The 18,735-nt window shown below is 46.0% G+C and carries 19 protein-coding genes and 7 tRNA genes; 17 read left to right on the top strand and 9 right to left on the bottom strand.

Translation table 11 applies throughout. The features are described from left to right. Positions 1–49: 49 nt before the first annotated feature. The gene (locus NH568_RS14755; protein ID WP_253048414.1) at positions 50–706 is read left to right on the top strand and encodes a GNAT family N-acetyltransferase; all 657 of its coding nucleotides are present in this window, start codon (positions 50–52) and stop codon (positions 704–706) included. A 1,205-nt stretch (positions 707–1,911) separates the two neighbouring features. Here NH568_RS14755 and NH568_RS14750 read toward each other — a convergent pair. Both NH568_RS14750 and NH568_RS14745 read right to left on the bottom strand, forming a co-directional pair. Further along, on the bottom strand, positions 1,912–2,214 hold the full coding sequence (locus NH568_RS14750; protein WP_054015437.1) for a DUF3301 domain-containing protein: 303 nt from the start codon (positions 2,212–2,214) through the stop codon (positions 1,912–1,914). Continuing rightward, positions 2,211–3,242 carry a DUF3549 family protein gene (locus tag NH568_RS14745; RefSeq protein WP_253048413.1) on the bottom strand — a complete coding sequence of 344 codons (1,032 nt, stop codon included), beginning with the start codon at positions 3,240–3,242 and terminating at the stop codon, positions 2,211–2,213. Before NH568_RS14745 ends, NH568_RS14750 begins: the two co-directional genes overlap by 4 nt. Positions 3,243–3,376: 134 nt before the next feature. Between NH568_RS14745 and NH568_RS14740 the strand changes: the two genes are divergently transcribed. The 3 genes from NH568_RS14740 to NH568_RS14730 are packed head-to-tail and all read left to right on the top strand — an operon-like array spanning position 3,377 to position 4,873. Continuing rightward, positions 3,377–3,688, top strand: coding sequence for a YqcC family protein (locus NH568_RS14740; RefSeq protein WP_253048412.1), 312 nt, complete (start codon positions 3,377–3,379; stop codon positions 3,686–3,688). Positions 3,689–3,695: 7 nt separating this feature from the next. Beyond that, entirely contained in the window at positions 3,696–4,430 is a 735-nt protein-coding gene (truC, locus tag NH568_RS14735) for a tRNA pseudouridine(65) synthase TruC (RefSeq protein ID WP_253048411.1), read from the top strand. After that, positions 4,430–4,873, top strand: coding sequence for a flavodoxin domain-containing protein (locus tag NH568_RS14730; RefSeq protein ID WP_253048410.1), 444 nt, complete (start codon positions 4,430–4,432; stop codon positions 4,871–4,873). Before truC ends, NH568_RS14730 begins: the two co-directional genes overlap by 1 nt. A gap of 57 nt (positions 4,874–4,930) precedes the next feature. Here the strand turns inward: NH568_RS14730 and NH568_RS14725 are convergent, their stop codons facing one another. Together NH568_RS14725 and gloB are read right to left on the bottom strand one after the other, a co-directional pair. Then, positions 4,931–6,493 carry a LysM peptidoglycan-binding domain-containing protein gene (locus NH568_RS14725; protein WP_253048409.1) on the bottom strand — a complete coding sequence of 521 codons (1,563 nt, stop codon included), beginning with the start codon at positions 6,491–6,493 and terminating at the stop codon, positions 4,931–4,933. A gap of 103 nt (positions 6,494–6,596) precedes the next feature. Further along, positions 6,597–7,376 (bottom strand): hydroxyacylglutathione hydrolase, encoded by a 780-nt coding sequence (gene gloB, locus NH568_RS14720; protein WP_253048408.1) that lies wholly within the window; start codon positions 7,374–7,376, stop codon positions 6,597–6,599. A gap of 51 nt (positions 7,377–7,427) precedes the next feature. On the opposite strand from gloB, the gene NH568_RS14715 reads away from it, so the two are divergent. Then, the gene (locus tag NH568_RS14715) at positions 7,428–8,180 is read left to right on the top strand and encodes a methyltransferase domain-containing protein (RefSeq protein ID WP_138553535.1); all 753 of its coding nucleotides are present in this window, start codon (positions 7,428–7,430) and stop codon (positions 8,178–8,180) included. 4 nt (positions 8,181–8,184) lie between these two features. On the opposite strand, the gene rnhA is transcribed toward NH568_RS14715, so the two are convergent. After that, positions 8,185–8,652, bottom strand: a complete 468-nt coding sequence (rnhA, locus tag NH568_RS14710) for a ribonuclease HI (RefSeq protein WP_253048407.1) — start codon at positions 8,650–8,652, stop codon at positions 8,185–8,187. 69 nt (positions 8,653–8,721) lie between these two features. Here rnhA and dnaQ point away from each other — a divergent pair, with 69 nt between their 5' ends. The 11 genes from dnaQ (at position 8,722) to NH568_RS14655 (ending at position 13,650) form a co-directional block, all read left to right on the top strand. Continuing rightward, a complete protein-coding gene (gene dnaQ / locus NH568_RS14705; protein ID WP_253048406.1) occupies positions 8,722–9,432 on the top strand; it encodes a DNA polymerase III subunit epsilon in 711 nt (236 codons plus the stop codon). Positions 9,433–9,519: 87 nt separating this feature from the next. After that, positions 9,520–10,866, top strand: coding sequence for a TIGR03503 family protein (locus NH568_RS14700; RefSeq protein WP_253048614.1), 1,347 nt, complete (start codon positions 9,520–9,522; stop codon positions 10,864–10,866). A 107-nt stretch (positions 10,867–10,973) separates the two neighbouring features. After that, positions 10,974–11,050, top strand: a tRNA-Asp gene (locus tag NH568_RS14695). Between the two features lie 28 nt (positions 11,051–11,078). Next, a tRNA-Asp gene (locus NH568_RS14690) sits at positions 11,079–11,155 on the top strand. Positions 11,156–11,182: 27 nt separating this feature from the next. Further along, positions 11,183–11,259, top strand: a tRNA-Asp gene (locus tag NH568_RS14685). Positions 11,260–11,294: 35 nt separating this feature from the next. Continuing rightward, positions 11,295–11,371 (top strand) — tRNA-Asp (locus tag NH568_RS14680). A gap of 87 nt (positions 11,372–11,458) precedes the next feature. Beyond that, positions 11,459–11,535: transfer RNA gene (locus NH568_RS14675), tRNA-Asp, on the top strand. A gap of 37 nt (positions 11,536–11,572) precedes the next feature. Next, positions 11,573–11,649 (top strand) — tRNA-Asp (locus NH568_RS14670). Between the two features lie 32 nt (positions 11,650–11,681). Continuing rightward, a tRNA-Asp gene (locus NH568_RS14665) sits at positions 11,682–11,758 on the top strand. Positions 11,759–12,043: 285 nt separating this feature from the next. Further along, positions 12,044–12,730, top strand: coding sequence for a hypothetical protein (locus NH568_RS14660; RefSeq protein WP_253048405.1), 687 nt, complete (start codon positions 12,044–12,046; stop codon positions 12,728–12,730). Next, on the top strand, positions 12,727–13,650 hold the full coding sequence (locus NH568_RS14655; RefSeq protein WP_253048404.1) for a hypothetical protein: 924 nt from the start codon (positions 12,727–12,729) through the stop codon (positions 13,648–13,650). The genes NH568_RS14660 and NH568_RS14655 overlap by 4 nt, the downstream gene beginning before the upstream one ends. A gap of 241 nt (positions 13,651–13,891) precedes the next feature. Here NH568_RS14655 and NH568_RS14650 read toward each other — a convergent pair whose 3' ends face one another. From NH568_RS14650 to NH568_RS14640, 3 genes are all read right to left on the bottom strand, one after another. Next, positions 13,892–14,206, bottom strand: a complete 315-nt coding sequence (locus NH568_RS14650) for a hypothetical protein (RefSeq protein ID WP_253048403.1) — start codon at positions 14,204–14,206, stop codon at positions 13,892–13,894. A 308-nt stretch (positions 14,207–14,514) separates the two neighbouring features. Next, the gene (locus NH568_RS24215; protein ID WP_253048402.1) at positions 14,515–15,306 is read right to left on the bottom strand and encodes a helix-turn-helix domain-containing protein; all 792 of its coding nucleotides are present in this window, start codon (positions 15,304–15,306) and stop codon (positions 14,515–14,517) included. Positions 15,307–15,455: 149 nt separating this feature from the next. Further along, a complete protein-coding gene (locus tag NH568_RS14640; RefSeq protein WP_253048401.1) occupies positions 15,456–15,791 on the bottom strand; it encodes a DUF3703 domain-containing protein in 336 nt (111 codons plus the stop codon). 466 nt (positions 15,792–16,257) lie between these two features. Here NH568_RS14640 and NH568_RS14635 point away from each other — a divergent pair, with 466 nt between their 5' ends. Continuing rightward, positions 16,258–17,742 (top strand): serine hydrolase domain-containing protein, encoded by a 1,485-nt coding sequence (locus NH568_RS14635; RefSeq protein WP_253048400.1) that lies wholly within the window; start codon positions 16,258–16,260, stop codon positions 17,740–17,742. A 181-nt stretch (positions 17,743–17,923) separates the two neighbouring features. On the opposite strand, the gene NH568_RS14630 is transcribed toward NH568_RS14635, so the two are convergent. Further along, entirely contained in the window at positions 17,924–18,238 is a 315-nt protein-coding gene (locus NH568_RS14630) for a DUF6172 family protein (protein ID WP_054015421.1), read from the bottom strand. Between the last annotated feature and the right edge of the window lie 497 nt (positions 18,239–18,735).

Here is an 18,735-nt window from a genome sequence, read left to right as displayed (position 1 = left end):
ACCAAGTAAATTATCGTCGGATAATCAAAACAAAAAACAAGGACACTCCATGACTAACCCAGCATCCGTTACACAATTGACAATTAAACACTTACACCCGGAAGACAGCACTGTTGCAGCCAGTCTGTTGTATCGAGCCTACCATGATGACAAGTTGTTTAAAGGTGTTCTGGGTGGATCCGATGAGCAAAGCTATGAATCGCGCTTACGTGCATTGATCCGCGAGGAATTGTCTTGCTTTGGCCAATCAGCCCAGCCACTGATTGGACTATATCAGGGACAATCTTTGCTTGCGATTGCCTGCGTGTTTGAAGCGCAAACCGAATTGCAAGCGTCGCGGCGCTGGGACTGGCGGTTGCGACTCATGATGAGTGCCGGCTATCTTCAAACGCAGCAGCTGATTGATAAAGAGAAAACCATTCGTGAAGCACTGTCTGAGCAGGGGCATTACTATTTTCTGTCTTTTATTGCGGTAGAGCCGCAATATCAGGGGCAAGGTCTGGGGCACCATTTGCTTAGCGCGCTGGACGAATTGGTGAAAGAGAACCCACTTGCCACAGGCATTGGGGTGTTTGTCTCAGAACCTAACCAACATGCGTTTTTTCAAGAGCATGGATATGAAAAGCATCAGGTTTTAACTTTCAGATCAGTACAGGGTGAATTGCTGTTTAAAACTCGAGCGGCCATTATGGAAAAAACGCTGTGAGACTTTTCTCACATGGATGTAGGTCAAGGCGTTTTAGACCTGCTGATTTAACCCATTATTTAACTTTAAAGCATTGATTTTTATTGGTTTTATTTTTATTTCAACTTGATGACTTAAAAAACTATCAGAAAAAGCGCCTTTTCTGACAGCCAGGATTGCGTAAACTTAATCGTGTTCAAGGACGGAAGGACATCAGCGTCAGGAAGAGGTGAAGTGGACAGAGTCAGGATGACTCAGGAAACATCAGGACGATGTTTAACAAAGAATGTTAGGAGCGCTTAGGACAAGCGAAGTGGACAGAGCCAGGATGATTCAGAAAACATCAGGACGATGTTGAACAAAGGATGTTAGGAGCGCTTAGGACAAGCGAAGTGGACAGAGCCAGGATGATTCAGAAAACATCAGGACGATGTTGAACAAAGGATGTTAGGAGCGCTTAGGATAAGCGAAGTGGACAGGGTCAGGATAGCTCAGGAAACATCAGGACGATGTTGAACAAAGGATGTTTGGAGCGCTTAGGATAAGCGAAGTGGACAGAGTCAGGATGGCTCAGGAAACATCAGGACGATGTTGAACAAAGGATGTTAGGAGCGCTTAGGACAAGCGAAGTGGACAGAGTCAGGATGACTCAGGAAACATCAGGATGATGTTGAACAAAGGATGTTAGGAGCGCTTAGGATAAGCGAAGTGGACAGAGTCAGGATGGCTCAGGAAACATCAGGACGATGTTGAACAAAGGATGTTAGGAGCGCTTAGGATAAGCGAAGTGGACAGAGTCAGGATGACTCAGGACACAACAGGATGTTGTTTATAAAAGGAATAGGGAAGAAGAGTCGAACGGTGTGAACAAAGTCATACTGTAAGACAAAGGATGTGCTTGGATGCGGTAAGGATATCTACAGGACGTAACCTATCGGATGAAGTCAGGGAAGAAGATCGGGTGTGTCAGGATGTATACCCGTTCAGGGGATGATGAAGCTTGGCGGCTTGCTAGTTTGTTGTAAGCAGAGGTATCGGATACCTCCCAGGAAATTCGTCAGATTGGGGCGTAGCGCAAGGGTTACGCCTTGGTTTTTTTATGCTTGTCAGTTAGCCTGACTGCGCAGTTAGCTAATACGATCACCTGATACCTGATTGAACAGGTACGTTTTCCCCAAATCGAAAGATCTATCTCATCAACTACTTACCAGTTCACAGTGCATCTACTACATCATGCGATGAGGTGGGATGTCCATTTTCTTCAGACGCAGGTTTTCCAGGTACATAGTGCCAGTGTAGGCACTTTGCTGATCTGAACTGAACTCAAAAGCAAATTGACTTTTTATTCCCAGTTTTCCATTGCTCAGCACTGCGAGCCTGCGTTTAACACAGGCGACACTGAGTAGCTGTACGTTCAGTTTTTCAGCCTGACCAATTGCATGCTGCTGCGCTGCTTCTGCTATTTGGCGGCCAAACCAAAAGAACGCAATGATTGCGCCGATAAGAATAAAAAGCCAAAGAGTGATCATCGTTTAAATAGCCTGCCTATCGCTTTTGACAGTGTTTCACTGCGATTTTCTGTTCTAAGTAGAGCTAAGACATGTGGGCGCAAAACCGGAATTGCAACCAAGTCGGCGAAAATGCTTTCAAATAGCCCCTCTACATCGGTGTTGTGGGCTGCCTGATCCATCAGGTTGATTAACCTGTGTGTCTCGGTCAATGTTTCCCAGCAACGTCCGGTTATGGTCAGTTGCAGGTCGGCGTGTGCTGCCAAAGGCGAATCCAGAATAGCATCTACGGCTTCGGCGATAAGCCCCAGGCTGTGGCTGCCGGACAAAGCTCTAAGATGGTTTACACAGACTGTCAGATCATTTTTAGCCACAGCTGTTTTCAGGCCACTGAGTAAGTGTTCTGTCAGCTCAACACCAATGGCTACATGTTCTAACATCGCTGCTAAAGGTGATTGAACCGTTTGAGGAAGTTGTGACCAGCTGGCTTTTAAATTGTCCTGATTGCTGCCGTGATCCAGACGCATCGCAAAATCTGCCAGGCCCTGTACCGCCAGGTTTTGCCACTGATCTAACCCCAGCTTCTGAGCAAAGTATAGCTCAGCGTACTCATAGTATTGCGATGCAGGCCGCTTTAATTCCGTTTTCAATAACGCATTAAATGCGGCGAGCTTATTTGCGTTGGGCGCATAGACATACGGATTATTATCCAGTTTACCCTGCGCATCTTCACCGGTCAGTTGAGTGCCTATTGCATCAATCACCATAGAGGCAAAGTGATCGCGGCTGGCGGCAACCAGCTTACTTTGTTCATCCAACGGAAGTTTTAAAAACCACACATAAGGGTCCTGGGTTGCCTGGTTATCCCAAAACTGGATTGCCAGCAATGCATGACCTGCAAGCGGATAGGGGTAAGGAACCTGAGTGGTTTCGATCTGCGCAAACTGCTTTTTATCGATTTTGGTTATGCGACGGCCAATATCATAGGCGCGCCATTGCGTGCCAGCTGAAGTCAGTAGTTCACCTAAAGTCGTAATTTGCGCTGTCATTATCATCTCACTTAATTGCGTTGAAGCGCGATTATAGCTTTATTCTCAGTGACTGATAAGAGCAGCTATAAAGATACAAACGTTCGGGGTTGATGAGGTATAATATCGCTTTTATATTTGTGTGAGGAAGCACTATGGATCACCCTGTATGGCGCCTGCTGGACGAATTGGAGCATACGCTGCGTCAGGCTGAACTTTGGCAGGCAACGCCTGTTCCGGTTGAGGCGTTACGCTCTACTCAACCATTTTGCTGCGATACGCTACGTTTCGAACAATGGTTACAGTTTGTCTTTGTCGTCAAGATGCGTGCGCTATTGCAAAGCGGATCAGCATTACCCGCCAATATGGCCATTGCTCCGATGGCAGAAGTCAGCCTCGCACAGCATCCTCAATTGGCAGTGTTAGTGAGTGTATTGCAACGACTAGATTTGGCCGTTTCGGAGTAGTCGCAGTATGCTAGAAATCATTTATCAGGATGAGCACTATGTGGCTATCAACAAGCCTTCAGGATTGCTGGTTCACCGCTCGTTTCTCGACAAACGTGAAACCCAATTTGCAATGCAGATGCTGCGTGACCAGCTTGGGCAGCATGTGTTTCCAGTTCATAGACTCGACCGGCCTACCTCGGGCGTTCTGCTGTTTGCGTTAAGTTCCGAAGCGGCACGGGATATGAATCAGGTATTCATCGATGGCACAGTGCAAAAGCGTTATCTGGCTTTAGTACGTGGCTTTGCTCCTGAAGACGTGTATGTCGATAAACCGCTGAAAGAGCAGTTAGATAAAATTGCCGACAAGTTTGCCGATCAGGATAAAGCACCTCAGGAAGCACAGACCCAGTTCAACTGCTTACATCATGCAACGCTGGATATTCCGCTGGGTAAATACCCCAGTATTCGCTACTCCCTGGTCGAGTGTTTTCCAAAAACGGGTCGCAAACATCAGATCCGTCGCCACCTCAACCATCTTAATCACCCCATTATTGGCGATGTAAATCACGGGGATAACAAGCAGAACCACTTTTTTCAGGATCATTTTGGCATTCGCCGCCTGATGTTATTTGCAACTGAACTGAAGTTTTTGCATCCTTATAGTCAACAACCCATCATCATTCGCGCCAGTCTGGGAGAGGAAATGTTGAATTTATGCAGGCAACTGGGCTGGCCGAGTACAGAAAAGGACTACCTATAATGGCATCCATTACACTTTTTGTCGGTTCAGTATTTGGCAATGCAGAAAATCTGGCGGTTGAGGTTAAAAATGACATTGAACAGCTAGGTCATACTGCAACAATTGCCGAAGTACCCACTTTGCAACAAGTTCAGTCAGCAGAAAACCTGCTGTTTATTTCTTCGACAACCGGACAAGGCGATATTCCGGATAACCTGTTACCTTTGATTTTGCAAATGCAAAGTCAGTTTCCTATGCTGACGGGCAAGACAGTCGGAGTTATTGCCCTGGGTGATAGTAGCTATGGGGACACCTTTTGTGGCGCCGGACGTCAGATCGATGTACTCATTCAGGAGCTGAATGCGACTGTGGCTGAGCCTCGTCTGGATGTTGATGCATGTGAGCACTTTGAACCTTATGAAGCGGTTTCACCTTGGCTACAGAAGTGGCTGCAACACTTTTGATTCGAGTGTCCTGGTATAAGTCGACAAAAAAGCCGCTGTTGTCAGCGGCTTTTTACGTTATGAGCTTTTGACATCAACGGTCAGTTTCAGCTTTTGACCAGGGTAGAGATATTTCTGACCCGCAAGCTTATTCCACTTCACGATTTCACTGACAGTCAGGTTAAACTTAGCCGCGATCCGTGCCAGAGAATCTCCCTTACGAACCTTATAGGTAATGGTGCGCTCAGTTGTGTTCGCAACGGGCTGAGTGGCTGTTTGAGTCTGATAAATGGTGAGCTTTTGGCCAAGCTTGAGGACTGCATTGGCCTTTAGTTTATTCCACTTAGCAAGCTGTGCCACAGTAACGTCATATTCGCGGCTAATGTCCCATAAGGTATCACCACTGGTGACCGTGTGGGTTTTTTTATTACGCGTTGCTTTGTTCGCAGCGCTGCGCACGGCATCTGGTAAGTGCTCACTTTGTAACTCGCCGTCGCTCAGCGGGACCAACAGTTTCTGACCAACCCGGATCATGTGTGAATCCAGCTTGTTCAGGGAACGAATCGCACTGGTGCTGGTTGAAAATTTCTTGGCTATGACTGACAGGCTGTCACCCCGGGCGACCGTATAATATTGCCAGCGCAAGCGGTCTTTGATTGGAGTATTGGCCAGACGAGTCTGGAAAGCTTCGATTTTATCTGCCGGCAGCAACAAGGTATGTGGCCCGTTTGGATCGGTTGCCCAGCGGTTAAACCCCGGGTTCAAACGATACAGTTCAGTGAGTGACATATCGGCCATTTCGGCAGCCAGTGCTAAATCGATTTGCGAACCCACTTCGACTGTATCAACGACCTGTGCATTGATGATCTTGTTCCATTTAACATTGAACTCGTCCTGGCGTTTTAACAAGTCAGACAGAGCAAGCAATTTAGGTACATAGGCTGTGGTTTCGCGTGGCAGATCCAAGGACCAGAAATCGGTTGGCAGGTGCTTTTTGCGATTTTTACGGATCGCCTTGAGCAGACGGCCTTCTCCTGAGTTATAGGCCGCAATGGCATTGAGCCAGTCTCCTTCCAGGGTTTTATGCAGGTAAGTGAGATAATCCAGTGCGGCTCGGGTTGACTGGACGATGTCGCGACGACCGTCATACCACCAGTTCTGTTTAAGGTCGAAGCGCTCGCCGGTTTGTGGCATAAACTGCCAAATCCCGGATGCGCTGCGATGAGAATACCCGAATGGATCGAAGGCACTTTCCACAATTGGTAACAGTGCGATTTCAATCGGCATTTCGCGCTTCTCGACTTCCTCTACGATATAGTAAAGGTAAGGCTCGGCGCGTTTTGAAATACGATCCAGATAGGCCTGATGGCGCTGATAATAGTTACGCTCTGCCACTACGGGGCGATTTTGCGGCACATCAATAGACAACTGATAGCGGATCCGCTCCCAGACGTCGTCGAACACCGGTGGTGGCTCATCAGCCTCCACAGGTTCCTGGATGGCACTCATCAGAGTGTCGCTGATCTCGGCCGGACTGGCATGATCCAGTTGTTCGGCTTGTTCAATTGTCGGGCTGTCGAACGTAGTTTGACAACCGCTCAGCAGTGCTGATACTACCAGCAGCAAGAGAGGCTTTTTCATAAAACTCGGTCATTGGTCCATTGTCAGGGTACGGCGCCGCAGAAAAATCCACAGCTAAAACCCGTCAATGTTAACTGTTTAGTTGTAAGAATTAAAGCAGTGGCTAAAAATTATCCTTCCATCGCCTGAGCACGGCAAACCTTTGCCAGTCTTCACTACATTCTGTCTGCATGTCAGCGGGCAAAGTATTTAGCATGTGTGGCAGGTTTGCCCTTATAAAAGGATTGATACTCAACTCGCGCGCGATTGTGGTGGGCAATGTCGGCTGTGCTTGTGCGCGTTGCTGCTCACCCCATTGTTGCCACTGAGTAATGTCGTCATTCTCTGGTTCGACCGCTGCTGCAAACGCCAGGTTAGCCTGAGTGTATTCATGTGTGCAATAAATCTCACAGTGAGGCGGGAGCTGCGCCAGAGTTTGCAAAGAGTGCCACATTTGCTGCGGGCTGCCCTCAAATAAACGGCCACATCCTGCACTGAACAAGGTATCGCCAGTAAACGCCAGCTCTGGTGTCAGGTAGCAGATATGGTCCAGTGTGTGTCCGGGTGTGTGAGTAATGGTAAAGTTGAGTCCAGCAATTTTTATTTTATCGCCGTCATTCAAAGGGTGTGTGATGCCATTAAAAGGCGTATTTTTTGGGCCATATACCGGCAGTTCACCGTAGTGCGTGCGCAACGGAGCAATACCATCGGTGTGATCCCAGTGATGGTGCGTCACTAATATACCTACCAGCTGTTTTTGTTGGGTCGTTGCAAACTCAATGACAGGTTCGCTTTGTCCGGGGTCAACAACCCACATCAGATTGCTATCAGACGGACATATTGCCCAGATATAATTATCGTTAAAGGCCTTGATGGGGTGGATCTGCACCGCGACTTGCGCCATAACTCATTGCTCTATAAAGTGAAGGTGTAACTAGTATAGCGAGTGCGAATAATGAAACCAGCTCTAAGTTTTCAGCAGGGGCCTAAACCCTACCAGTGGCAGGATTTTCCGCATGGGGATTATGTGCGTGCAGGGATCGAGCGGCGGATGGCGCACTGGCTGCCTCGCATGTTTGGCTATCATATGCTTAAGCTAGGTTGCCTGAGTGGTCAGCTGGATACATCACAAAGCCCGATCAGTCATCAAATCTGTGTTGCGCCAGAAGGAGAGCACGTGGGAGTTTTTGCTGAGATTGATGAGCTGCCTTTTTATGAACACAGTGTCGACTCGTGTATTCTGAGTCAGTGTCTGGAATATCATTCCGATCCGCATCATATCTTGCGAGAGGCGCACCGAACGCTGATCCCGGGCGGGTATATTGTGATCAGTGGGTTTAACCCATTCAGCTTGTGTGGTTTGGCGCACCTGTTACCTTTTAGCAAAGAAAAACTGCCCTGGTCGGGGCGCTTTTTTACGCCATCGCGGGTTAAAGACTGGCTGGATCTATTGGGGTTTGAAATCCTTGCTGATGAGCGCTTTGTCCATGCCTCATTGGCAAGAGGCTCGCGACTTTCACGCTTTGCACCCTGGCGGCGGTTTTGCCGACATTATATGAAGCCTATGGGCAGTGTGTATCTACTGGTGGCTCGCAAGCGGGTTGCTCCTTTAACGCCGATCAAACCAAAGTGGCACGCACGGCCCAAATGGACGCCAGCGGTGAAAGGCGCGCGGCTGAAACACAGCCGAAATCAAAAGCAAGGGTAGGCAGCTACTCGCTCTGGTAGCCGGTATCTTCCAACAGGTCACTCCCGCCAGCGGCTTCCCGGGCTAAATCATCTACCAGCTCGTTGTATTTATTGCCTGCATGGCCCTTAACCCAGCGCCATTCAATCGTATGGCGCTGCACAGCAGTATCCAGGCGTTGCCATAAGTCGACATTTTTAACAGGCTTTTTCGCGGCGGTTTTCCAGTTACGTTTCTTCCAGTTTGCCAGCCAGGACTCTATGCCCTGTTTCACATACTGGCTGTCTGTATACAGAATTACCTGGCAGGGACGCTTTAGCGTTTCGAGTGCAACAATGGCAGCGAGCATCTCCATACGGTTATTAGTGGTGAGTCGGTATCCGGCGTTGAGGGTTTTTTCATGACCTTGGTAACTGAGGTACACACCATAGCCACCAGGCCCGGGGTTACCTAAGCAGGAGCCGTCAGTATAGATCTCTACGGATTTTTGCACGAATTTGCCTGTTTTTATGTAAAATACTCCAATAGACGCTAACCATAGCAAAGTTAGGCAATCGACGATATGCATAAAAGACAAATAGTACTGGATACAGAAACCACGGGCATAGACCCAAAAGAAGGTCACAGGATCATTGAGATCGGCTGTGTGGAGTTAGTGAATCGTCGCCTGACCGGCAATAATTTTCATGTTTATATCAATCCACAGCGTGGTATTGAAGAAGAAGCGATAGACGTTCACGGTATCACCAATGAGTTCCTGCGAGACAAGCCATTTTTCCATCAGGTTGCTCAGGAGTTTTACGACTATATTCAGGGCGCCGAGCTGGTGATCCACAATGCCCCGTTCGACGTCGGCTTTATGGACCACGAGTTTGCTATGCTGAACCAGGGGTATGCAAAAACTCACGATGTATGTGAAGTCTTAGATACGCTGGTGATGGCGCGGGATTTGCATCCAGGTCAGAAGAATAGCCTTGATGCCTTGTGTCGTCGTTATGATATAGATAACTCAAAACGAACACTGCACGGCGCATTGCTGGATTCCGAGATCTTATCGGATGTTTACCTGGCCATGACCGGGGGACAGAAGAAGTTGAACCTTGCTCAACATAATGAGCAGGCACAACAAGGTAGCGGGGGGGGAATACGTCGCCTGAATGCTGACAGGGCCCCGTTAAAAGTGGTGCTGGCGACAGCCGAAGAGCTGGATGCCCATGAAGCACGTATGGCGCTGGTTAACAAAGCCAGTGGCCAGAGTTTGTGGCAGCAATAATGGCTGTCAGGTATGACATCGATAGTCAAAGAGAAAGATTAACTTTTTATGGGGTAAACGAGCATGCGGATCGGCTTAGCGGGATTGATGTTATTTTGTAGCGCGTTATTCAGCGCGATGACGATGGCCGAGACACCGCAAATAACCTTGCTTGAGCGAGATGGTAAAATCAATGAAATCCCGCTGCTGGATAACCGCTTTCGCATTGACCACAATGTAAAGAAAATCACCTTGCTGTTCTTTCGTGCGCCCGGCACGCCGGCCGTGGTGTTGGTTAAACCCGACGGCAGTAAATATTACGCCACACATGCCATTGGTGACGAAAAGCTCGAATGGTATGACGAGATCAGCTATGACCTGGTAATAGTCACAGATCCCATGCCAGGACCCTGGCAGGTGTTGGGCCAGGTCCGTCAGGATAGTCGAGTGATGGTGCTAGGTGACATTGAATTGCAAGTCGATCCCTTACCCCCACTGATCTTTCGTGGAGAAATGCTTAAAATTCAGGGGCAAGTCACCAATGATGGCCAGCCTGTCGACATTGGTTATTTCCGCGATGTGGTCACCCTCTATGTGGAGTTTGTCAGTACCAATAACGATCTGTACGCTAATTTTGGTGCGGGCACCCAAAGTGTGGCCGAGTTTAAAGATGATGGCCGAGAATTCGATGAGCGTCCGCTCGATGGCATCTTCACCGGCGAATTCCGGCTGAACTTCCCTGCCGGCGAGTGGCAACCTGAGTTTTTTATAGAGACCCCCATTCTTAAACGCCGTGTCGTTAAAGATCCCATCATTATTGCAGAACCCCCATTTTCCTTTGATTTAATGCTGGCCGGGCCCGAAGAGTTCGAACATCAACTGACCGTTCGGCTCGCCTCCGAGGTGGTTAAGCCCGAGACTGTCATTTTTCAGGGCAAGATCTTATACCCCAATGGGGAAGAGCAAATGTTTACTCTCAATGGTGAAGAGCGCCTATATCGACAGCTGGCTATCAAGAATTACGATTGGGGTCGTTACAGCGTGGAATTGTCTGCCTTTGGCGAAAACATTAATGGCCGTGAGTTTATGGCTCGCCTGCCAGATTACAACTTTGAGATAGAACGTCCGATAGAAAAAGTCCCTGAATTGCCTGAGTCTGAGCGGCCAACGCAACGCGTCGTTACCCCACCCGAGCCTGAACCCGGACTTAGTACCGGCGCAATCGTAGCCATCGTGGTGGTGGGAAACGTATTGATTTTACTTCTGGGCTGGCTGGTTGTGCGCATTTTTGTACAGAAAAAGCCCATCAGGTTTAAAATAAGCCTGCCGTTTTTGGGTAAGAAAAAGCAGTTAGATTTAGAAGAGTTAGAGCAAGATAAAGAAAACTCGGGCAAACAGAGTTCAAAAAATGATAAATCAGCTGATATTTTGAACCTTTCGATGTCGGATGACTAAAAATCCCCGATTTTTTCAAAAAAGGTGTTGACTCTTAAGGGGGGCATTCGTATTATTCACGCCGCTGTCAGGGAGCACACCTGAACAGCGAGAGAACAAGATGCTGCGGAGTGGTAGTTCAGTTGGTTAGAATACCGGCCTGTCACGCCGGGGGTCGCGGGTTCGAGTCCCGTCCACTCCGCCACTTACTTTTTCTCTTATAAGCGCACGCTGGAGTGGTAGTTCAGTTGGTTAGAATACCGGCCTGTCACGCCGGGGGTCGCGGGTTCGAGTCCCGTCCACTCCGCCAATCGCTTATTCTGTGCAGTACTTCTTTGGAGTGGTAGTTCAGTTGGTTAGAATACCGGCCTGTCACGCCGGGGGTCGCGGGTTCGAGTCCCGTCCACTCCGCCAACATCTTTAAGAAGTGCACCGAGCTAAACCACCGTGGAGTGGTAGTTCAGTTGGTTAGAATACCGGCCTGTCACGCCGGGGGTCGCGGGTTCGAGTCCCGTCCACTCCGCCATATAGCCAGGGTTTAGTTTGGATTTTCAGATTTAATGTAATCTGACTTTATGACAAAACGACGTCACTAACATCGTTATTTACTCGTGGAGTGGTAGTTCAGTTGGTTAGAATACCGGCCTGTCACGCCGGGGGTCGCGGGTTCGAGTCCCGTCCACTCCGCCAACATTTTAACGAGTAAGAAATTGCATTATATCTCTGCGGAGTGGTAGTTCAGTTGGTTAGAATACCGGCCTGTCACGCCGGGGGTCGCGGGTTCGAGTCCCGTCCACTCCGCCATTTGATATAATCATAAAAAGTCATACCACTGCGGAGTGGTAGTTCAGTTGGTTAGAATACCGGCCTGTCACGCCGGGGGTCGCGGGTTCGAGTCCCGTCCACTCCGCCATTTCATATAAAGATTAGCTTTACCTCACACCTAAAACACATCATCAATATTCTTCTTTAAAACTACTTATAAACTCTGATTTAACACATCTTCATTTAGCCTAAATATCTGAAGCTTATAATCATAATTGCGTACTTTTATTAAGCGCCTGAATAGCTTGAGCTTTTTAGTCCCTTGCAGTGTAAGAATGTGTATATGAAATTATACATATTTTTACAATTGTGGTTGAATCTTAGCCTTCAAACTCGTATATTGCCGCCTCTCTAAATTATGGGTTTGAAATTAATGAAACAGCTTTCCATTTTAATTGTACTCCTGACAGTATTTTTAGCAGGGTGTAAATCTACTCCTCAACCTGCAGTTAGACTTAAGCCTGAGCTTCTTAATGAAAATATGCGCGTTGGTATATATATCAACGAGATTAAGCCAGCTACGACCAGTATCCAAGGTGCAGACTGCTTGCTTTGTTACGGCGTTGCAGTAGCTGCGAACTCTTCTTTGAGCAGCCATTTAGAAAGCCTGCCGACATCTGATATCGAGTCTGCAAAGCAGGTTGTTTATGATGGTTATAAGTCAAAGACGCAACATGTTGAGTTTGTAGAGCTTTCTAAAGACAAACTGAGCAAACTGAAAAAGTTCAAAGGTGAACTTGGTTTTGCGAAAAAAGACTTCCGATCACTTAAAAGTGAACTTAATATTGACGTTCTTGTGATGCTAAATATTCATGCACATGGTGCACACAGAATGTACTCCGCTTATGTGCCAGTAACCGATCCGCAGGGCTATGTCTCGGGTGTTATCTACTCCATTGACCTTGAAACGAATCAATATCTTCAGTTCCAGCGATTTAATAGAAAGGTCCTGGTTGAAGGAGAATGGGACGAACCTAAGCAGCAGTTTCCTGGCGTGACAAACGCATACTATCAAGCTGTTGAAAAGGTAAAATTAAGTCTTGGTAACATCTTTTTATGATGAAAAATAGTGCGAAACTTTGTATCGTTTTAGCACTAGGACTTACAGCCCTTAGTGGCTGTAAGTCAGCAAAACGAGACGACTATGTAGCGGCGGTAGAGCTCAACAAAGGCAATTATATAGCCAAGCATGATGTGAGATTGCTGCTAAACCCTGAGATGAGCGCAGATATTCGAGGCCGTTATTCTAATAACCGTTCTATAGAGCAAGGGTCGATGCTATACGCTGCGGGGACGCCTGCCTCTGCTTTAGCACAGGTTTTTGCGCATGCAGCAATTAATAGTTCATTGCAAGAAAATAAACTTTCACAGCAGCAAACTGCCGCCAATAAAGAAATACAGCCCTTCAAGGACACAATAGGCGAGGTCAGTATTGGCAATTTACTTAGCTCTGACTATTTGGAGAAAGTTGTCAGCAGTGACGTTGGTGATTTTAACTCAGTGAATGTTAAACCCATTTTCTTTGTCAGTGGCGATTTGTCGCACGTTTCACTTAAGCTGGTGTCGTGGATTGATGCCCCAGGTAAAACCAAAAAAGGCGCCAAGCGGTATCAGAATATCATCGAAGTTCACGCGGAACCGTTTAGCGATGAGGTGATCCGACAAATTCGTCAGGGAGCCAACCAACAGCAACTAAAATCAAAGTTGTCTGCTATGTTAAATCGTGCAATTAAGAGTCTGCATGATGATCTTGTTGGTGCTCATGCAAATATGTCTGTTCAACAAACAATTAAAATAAAATCGGGAAATAGAACTCGGTTTATTCGTGGCAATGTCATAGCACGTAGTTGTGACTATACTATTTTGAAGAACTTAAGAAAGTGGATTATACACTATCCTTCAAGTGTTGTTGCGAATGAGACTAATAGCCTGCAGGCGTGCCACAATGTTCAATCTGAGGGTACTACAGAGCGCTCATGATTTAGTGGGTTAATAGGCGATAGGGGTGGATCTTTATTTTGGATACCATCCCTAAGCATACAAACGATATCACAGCCTTATATAACATCAAGAGAAAGCACATTACCGTTGAGTTTTCAGCCTGATGAAGTTATTCCAGATAAATCATTGGTACTTATAGCAATGTAAGTTCTGTGGGCAGGGCATCTGCATTTCCTGGTGCACGGATTATCCACCTCTGTCTAAACAAGCACTTTTTACCTTAATGCACGCTAATAGGGTGATCATTAACCACCAATGACTGGCCATTTTTCTGAGCGCGAAGAAAACTGGATATCAAAACATCATTAGATAGAGTGTTAATATCATCGACCTCTTCAACCATGCAAAACATGACAGATTCCCAGCCTAAGTCTTTAATGAAAGTCTTGAGCTGACCGATGTTCTCTTGATAATTTTTATCGGTTGTAAGCAGACCGATAGAGTGCTTGTTGCCTAATTTATACTTGCCCTGTTGAGTGGTCGAGCATTTGGCGTACCCACTCAACACGTAAACTGTATTAGCGCTTTTGTTCATATTAGTGACGTTCTTAAATTTGCATTTAATTTTCCAATGCATTTTTCAAACCAAATTTATGAGTCGTCATGATTTTAATTTAAGTCACTGACTTTTAGTGGGTCTTTCTCATTCGCAAGGGAGGCCATCAACAGGAGTGTCAATTTTTTACAGGCAACTGAAGGGGCGTACTCAACATTGCCTGGGTTTGATATAAAGGACATCCAGTACTTTTGGCCCCTGTTATGACGGACTTGTAAGTTTTGACTGGGGGCGTGAAAACGTTCAAACAGGCGTCACAGCCGTAACATTCAACAGATTTGCAGTGGTCACTTAAGCAGATTTTTTGCTTGCATGATATTCATACCAAATGTGCTGCGAAAAGTACGGCTAAGGTGTGCGCTATCTGCAAACCCTGCAAGATATGCTGCTTCTGTTGCTGACCTTCCACTAATGAGTGTTTGTAGTGCACAAATCAATCTTCGCCATAACAAAAAAGGGCGCCACGCTATGCCAACCTGATCTCTGAACAGGTGAAGAAATCGACTTTTTGACAGGTTGAGTGTTTGGGCGACGTCGGCTGCACGCCAGTGCGCTGGTTTAATACAATCAGCTACAAAACACCCATCCAGATCTTTGAGTAATTTCTGAATACGCTCATCAGTGACAGAGCTTTGATTCAAGTTTAACAATGTTTGCGCAATAGACATCGATTCGAACAGGGGGTTAAGGCGTTTAAATGCGCTTTTTTTGTCAACGGGGCTGTGCGCTTTATTATCAGCACTAAGCTCAAAAGAAACAATGGGTTGACCCTGTAATTTTGCTTCCAGCTGCTCTCCCAGCTGGCTATTTGGTTCGACTAATAATATCCATCCTTTGGATATCTTAAGACAATGCCTTTGCCTGGAAGCGATCACTGTTAAACTTTGGACAGGCTCTCCATTTAATTCACAGACAGAATCCCTGGATGGCCAAATCACCTGAATCGCAACATGTTCATGATAGTCGGCATCTATTTGTGAGCCGTAAATGAGCACAAGGCCTGTGTTTATCCATACATTGGGCGTTATCACTGAAATAGTCTCTGAGATTGTCTTAACTGCTTTTATCGAGTGGCGCACTGCTTAAAGCGCCTGACAATTTGTTGTGCCCTAAACGGCAAATATGAGGCAACACATTTACTCTATCTTGCCATATTTCCCCACAGACTAAATGGAGTTTCTATCGAAATCTTCATTGTGCATTATGTCTGTTGGTCATTTCATTCGACCTATTTCAAGTATTTTGCTAAATCGTCAGGTATTGGCATTGGCTTAACGGGGCTTACATTGGTCCCACCTGTATTACCTTTTGGCACCCAAACTCGGGAGAAGATAATTGAGGCAAAGATCCGGGCAACTTGCCCTAATACTTCCCTGAGGTTACTTCTCTGATAGCCTATTTTGAGCATCCACCAGTGCGACTGAGTGTGAGGGATCGTAAAAGATTGTCCCAGTATGTGTGCTCTTTCTAAGTGATAAAAGCTCTTGCTGTAGTCGGCTTGCTGATAAAGCTTTTTGGCGGCAGCCATTTCGTATTGAAACGCCAGCTTAAGTTCTGATTTCATGGAGAGCTCCTCTTTGATTACATGGTTAGGCCAGGCCGTTACCAGCATAAATGTATTGCTCATAATTTTAAGCGCTGAGGATTAGAATGAATTGAATAAACTGGCTACCGTGATGTAGTTTTTTTAGCGTTGGATGGGCCAGTTTTTTCTTTCAGATTTTGGTCGTTCTCAATGAGCCCTTGTGATGTTGTTAGTGACGGTGTGCGTGCAGTTGATACAGTAACATTAAATATCTCAACCTGAGGCAGGCTGCCTGTAATCCAGCTGTAATTGCCCCTCCATGAAACCAATAATATCCTTATAAAATAAGTGTGAAGGCACTTACAGGCTGCGTCGTGAGCTGTGATTCCCCATTCATTTTGTTAGTAGTTGAGAGGTTGGCAAGTTATCTAAACATCTTTAAGGAAATAAAATGTATCAGCGCTATCAACCTCGATTAAGAGTCATACTGTTGTGTTGCTCATGTGTGTTTCTGAGTGCGTGTTTTAAAGAAAGCGTTGCCCAGGACTATACAATTGGGCCGAAAAAAGTGGATTTGTTTAAGCAAATACTGGCAGATTACTGTGATACGTCGTTTTTTGGCACTGTCTATGTCACCTCGGGTGATGATGTTATGTACGAGGCGAATTGTGGGCCAAGAAATATTCCAAGCCATACGCAATTTAAGAAAATTGCAGAGCTGCATAATATTGATCCAAACACTTTGGGTGCAAAGTATCAAGTTGGCTTAAATACGTCAGACACCAAATATCGCATTGGCTCAAATACCAAAGAATTTACGGCGGCGCTGTTGCAAAAAGCACTTTCTCAGAAAAAGATTAAAACAAAGACCATCGGTGATTATTTATCTTGGTTTCCAAACAATGCATGCAAGGATGTGACGCTTCACAATTTATTGACTATGTCGTCAGGCATAGATAACTATAGCGATAATCCGGAAGTCTATTTGAACTGGGGAGTTCGGCCTTACCCGGGAGAGCCTGGCCTAAATTTGAATGGACCTGAGGCGTTCAGTAATCGTTTTTGTACCTGTGAAAAACAAGGGGGCGTCCCCAGTTTTACACCCGGCTCGAAGTTTGAATATAGCAACTGCAATTATTATCTCCTTGGTAATATTATTGAGCAGCTCAACGCTAAAAAGCAAGGTGACATTCCCTCTAAGTATTACTTTGGCAACATTTTGAAGCGGAAGATACTAGACAAACTGAAAATGCACGACAGCGGCACATTTAATGCGGTTGGCGTCTATGAAAAAATGACGACTGGCTATGTTTATAAAGGCAATCAATTCTTGCCTGTCGCTGCTGGCCGTTTACCTGTCACTGACGGACCAGAACCTTATCAAGATATCTTAGAAAGCCCTTATAGCAACCCAATGGTGTTGTATTCTGCGGGCAGCATGTATTCCACTGTTAAGGATATGCATCGCTGGGATAAGGGGTTGCGCGACGGTTTAATTCTTAAGCGAAAGCAGCAAGATATCGCGTTTACGCCTTACCAAAAGGCGGACAATGAAGCTCAGGATGACAAGGAGTGTCAGGCTGCTCAGGATGGCGATGAGCCTCAGGATCCACAACCTGATAGTGTGTCTCAGTGCGAGTATTTTGGCTACGGCTGGTTTGTTAATTACATCCCTAAAACTTATACAGAGGAATTGGACTGTCCAGATACGCCTATTTCACCTGATGATATGAAGAAACTGAAAGGATATGAAAAGTTCGTAAGTTATTCAGGTAATTACCCTTATTCCTGGGTGACGAGTTTTTCAAGATTGCTGGATCGCAAACAGGCCGTGATGGTATTTAGTAATTATAATAAAACGGGGTATGAGACTGATTGTATAGCCCAGGAGATCCGTAATGTTATTTTTTATAACAAGGCGTATCGCTCATATCATTGTGAAGACGTTTTGAATGGTGATAAGCAAAAACAACTCTTTGAATGGTACTAAGCAACTTGCGTGCTTCTCAGTGCTTTTGGGTTGGATCCGGTTTTTATATGCGACAAAGGCCGGGTATGTAGCATAGTCACAATCGCTGTCTTTGATTGTGCAAAGGCTTAATGCTGAACTGTCTTGCTGAAGAGTCAGCAAGACAGACCTTGGATCAGTATAGATAAACCAGAGACTAGGTTTAGTAATCCTCTGATTCATCGTCAGACGAATTATGCGCTTGTCTGACGGCTGGTTTTGCCAGAATTTCCACATAGAAAGAAGTGAGGTTTTCTTCTTGCGTCTTGTCGATCAACTTGTTCAGTTGTGAGACATGCACGGGTTCAGCTTCTGCTTCTGTGTTACCAAACTGGCAGTCAAAGTCCCAATAATCGGCACCTGCGGGCAACGTCTTGTTACGCTCGCGCTTGAGGTATTTTTTAAGCTCATGCTTTACAGCGTCAACGCGTCGTGCAAGTTTGATTTTAGGGTGAGTTAGTTCAAATGTTTTCTTCATAGTTGCCTTCAAGCAGGAATTACTCAATCGGCAAAATAGCATGCCTGAGTAGGGAATGTGTACTTATCAAGCGTAAAGCTATATCTGGATAAATACAGAAATGTAATACGCTATTTTACGTTATATTTTGCGAGCTGGCGAGGGAGTAGGGGACTGTACGACTCAGATCCTGAGATTTGTTTGCTCCTTGTCTGTTCGCCTTTCATTGCAAAGTGAAAAAGAAAGGTCAGGGACTTGGCTTTGAATCGTCCGTCATGTCTTTACCCTTGTTTTTTAAGGTTACTTTAAACTGAGCCCGATGAAAGCAAGCACTTAACATGTTTTCCCTTAGAGCGTTGAGAACACAGCATGCTGAGTATAACACTTTGATTATTAGCGCCTTTCACCTGAATTATATCATCTGCGCTTACATTTTTATTTTTGTACGCTGCCTGCAAAGTGGTAACCTTCCTGTTGATAAACAATCATAAAAGGGAACCCATGCAAGTCTCAGGAAA

The organism is Pseudoalteromonas sp. XMcav2-N (assembly GCF_024124545.1).
Lineage (GTDB): Bacteria > Pseudomonadota > Gammaproteobacteria > Enterobacterales > Alteromonadaceae > Pseudoalteromonas.
This window is presented reverse-complemented; position numbering and strand designations above follow the sequence as displayed.

Bases quoted from the DNA above. Each gene is read 5' to 3' on its own strand.
- NH568_RS14745 (WP_253048413.1), bottom strand. From the start codon at position 3,242: ATGACAGCGCAAATTACGACTTTAGGTGAACTACTGACTTCAGCTGGC.
- gloB (WP_253048408.1), bottom strand. From the start codon at position 7,376: ATGGCGCAAGTCGCGGTGCAGATCCACCCCATCAAGGCCTTTAACGAT.
- NH568_RS14660 (WP_253048405.1), top strand. From the start codon at position 12,044: ATGAAACAGCTTTCCATTTTAATTGTACTCCTGACAGTATTTTTAGCA.
- NH568_RS14740 (WP_253048412.1), top strand. From the start codon at position 3,377: ATGGATCACCCTGTATGGCGCCTGCTGGACGAATTGGAGCATACGCTG.
- NH568_RS14755 (WP_253048414.1), top strand. From the start codon at position 50: ATGACTAACCCAGCATCCGTTACACAATTGACAATTAAACACTTACAC.
- NH568_RS14725 (WP_253048409.1), bottom strand. From the start codon at position 6,493: ATGAAAAAGCCTCTCTTGCTGCTGGTAGTATCAGCACTGCTGAGCGGT.
- truC (WP_253048411.1), top strand. From the start codon at position 3,696: ATGCTAGAAATCATTTATCAGGATGAGCACTATGTGGCTATCAACAAG.
- dnaQ (WP_253048406.1), top strand. From the start codon at position 8,722: ATGCATAAAAGACAAATAGTACTGGATACAGAAACCACGGGCATAGAC.
- NH568_RS14700 (WP_253048614.1), top strand. From the start codon at position 9,520: ATGTTATTTTGTAGCGCGTTATTCAGCGCGATGACGATGGCCGAGACA.
- NH568_RS14750 (WP_054015437.1), bottom strand. From the start codon at position 2,214: ATGATCACTCTTTGGCTTTTTATTCTTATCGGCGCAATCATTGCGTTC.
- NH568_RS14650 (WP_253048403.1), bottom strand. From the start codon at position 14,206: ATGAACAAAAGCGCTAATACAGTTTACGTGTTGAGTGGGTACGCCAAA.
- NH568_RS14715 (WP_138553535.1), top strand. From the start codon at position 7,428: ATGAAACCAGCTCTAAGTTTTCAGCAGGGGCCTAAACCCTACCAGTGG.
- NH568_RS14655 (WP_253048404.1), top strand. From the start codon at position 12,727: ATGATGAAAAATAGTGCGAAACTTTGTATCGTTTTAGCACTAGGACTT.
- NH568_RS14640 (WP_253048401.1), bottom strand. From the start codon at position 15,791: ATGAAATCAGAACTTAAGCTGGCGTTTCAATACGAAATGGCTGCCGCC.
- NH568_RS14730 (WP_253048410.1), top strand. From the start codon at position 4,430: ATGGCATCCATTACACTTTTTGTCGGTTCAGTATTTGGCAATGCAGAA.
- NH568_RS14630 (WP_054015421.1), bottom strand. From the start codon at position 18,238: ATGAAGAAAACATTTGAACTAACTCACCCTAAAATCAAACTTGCACGA.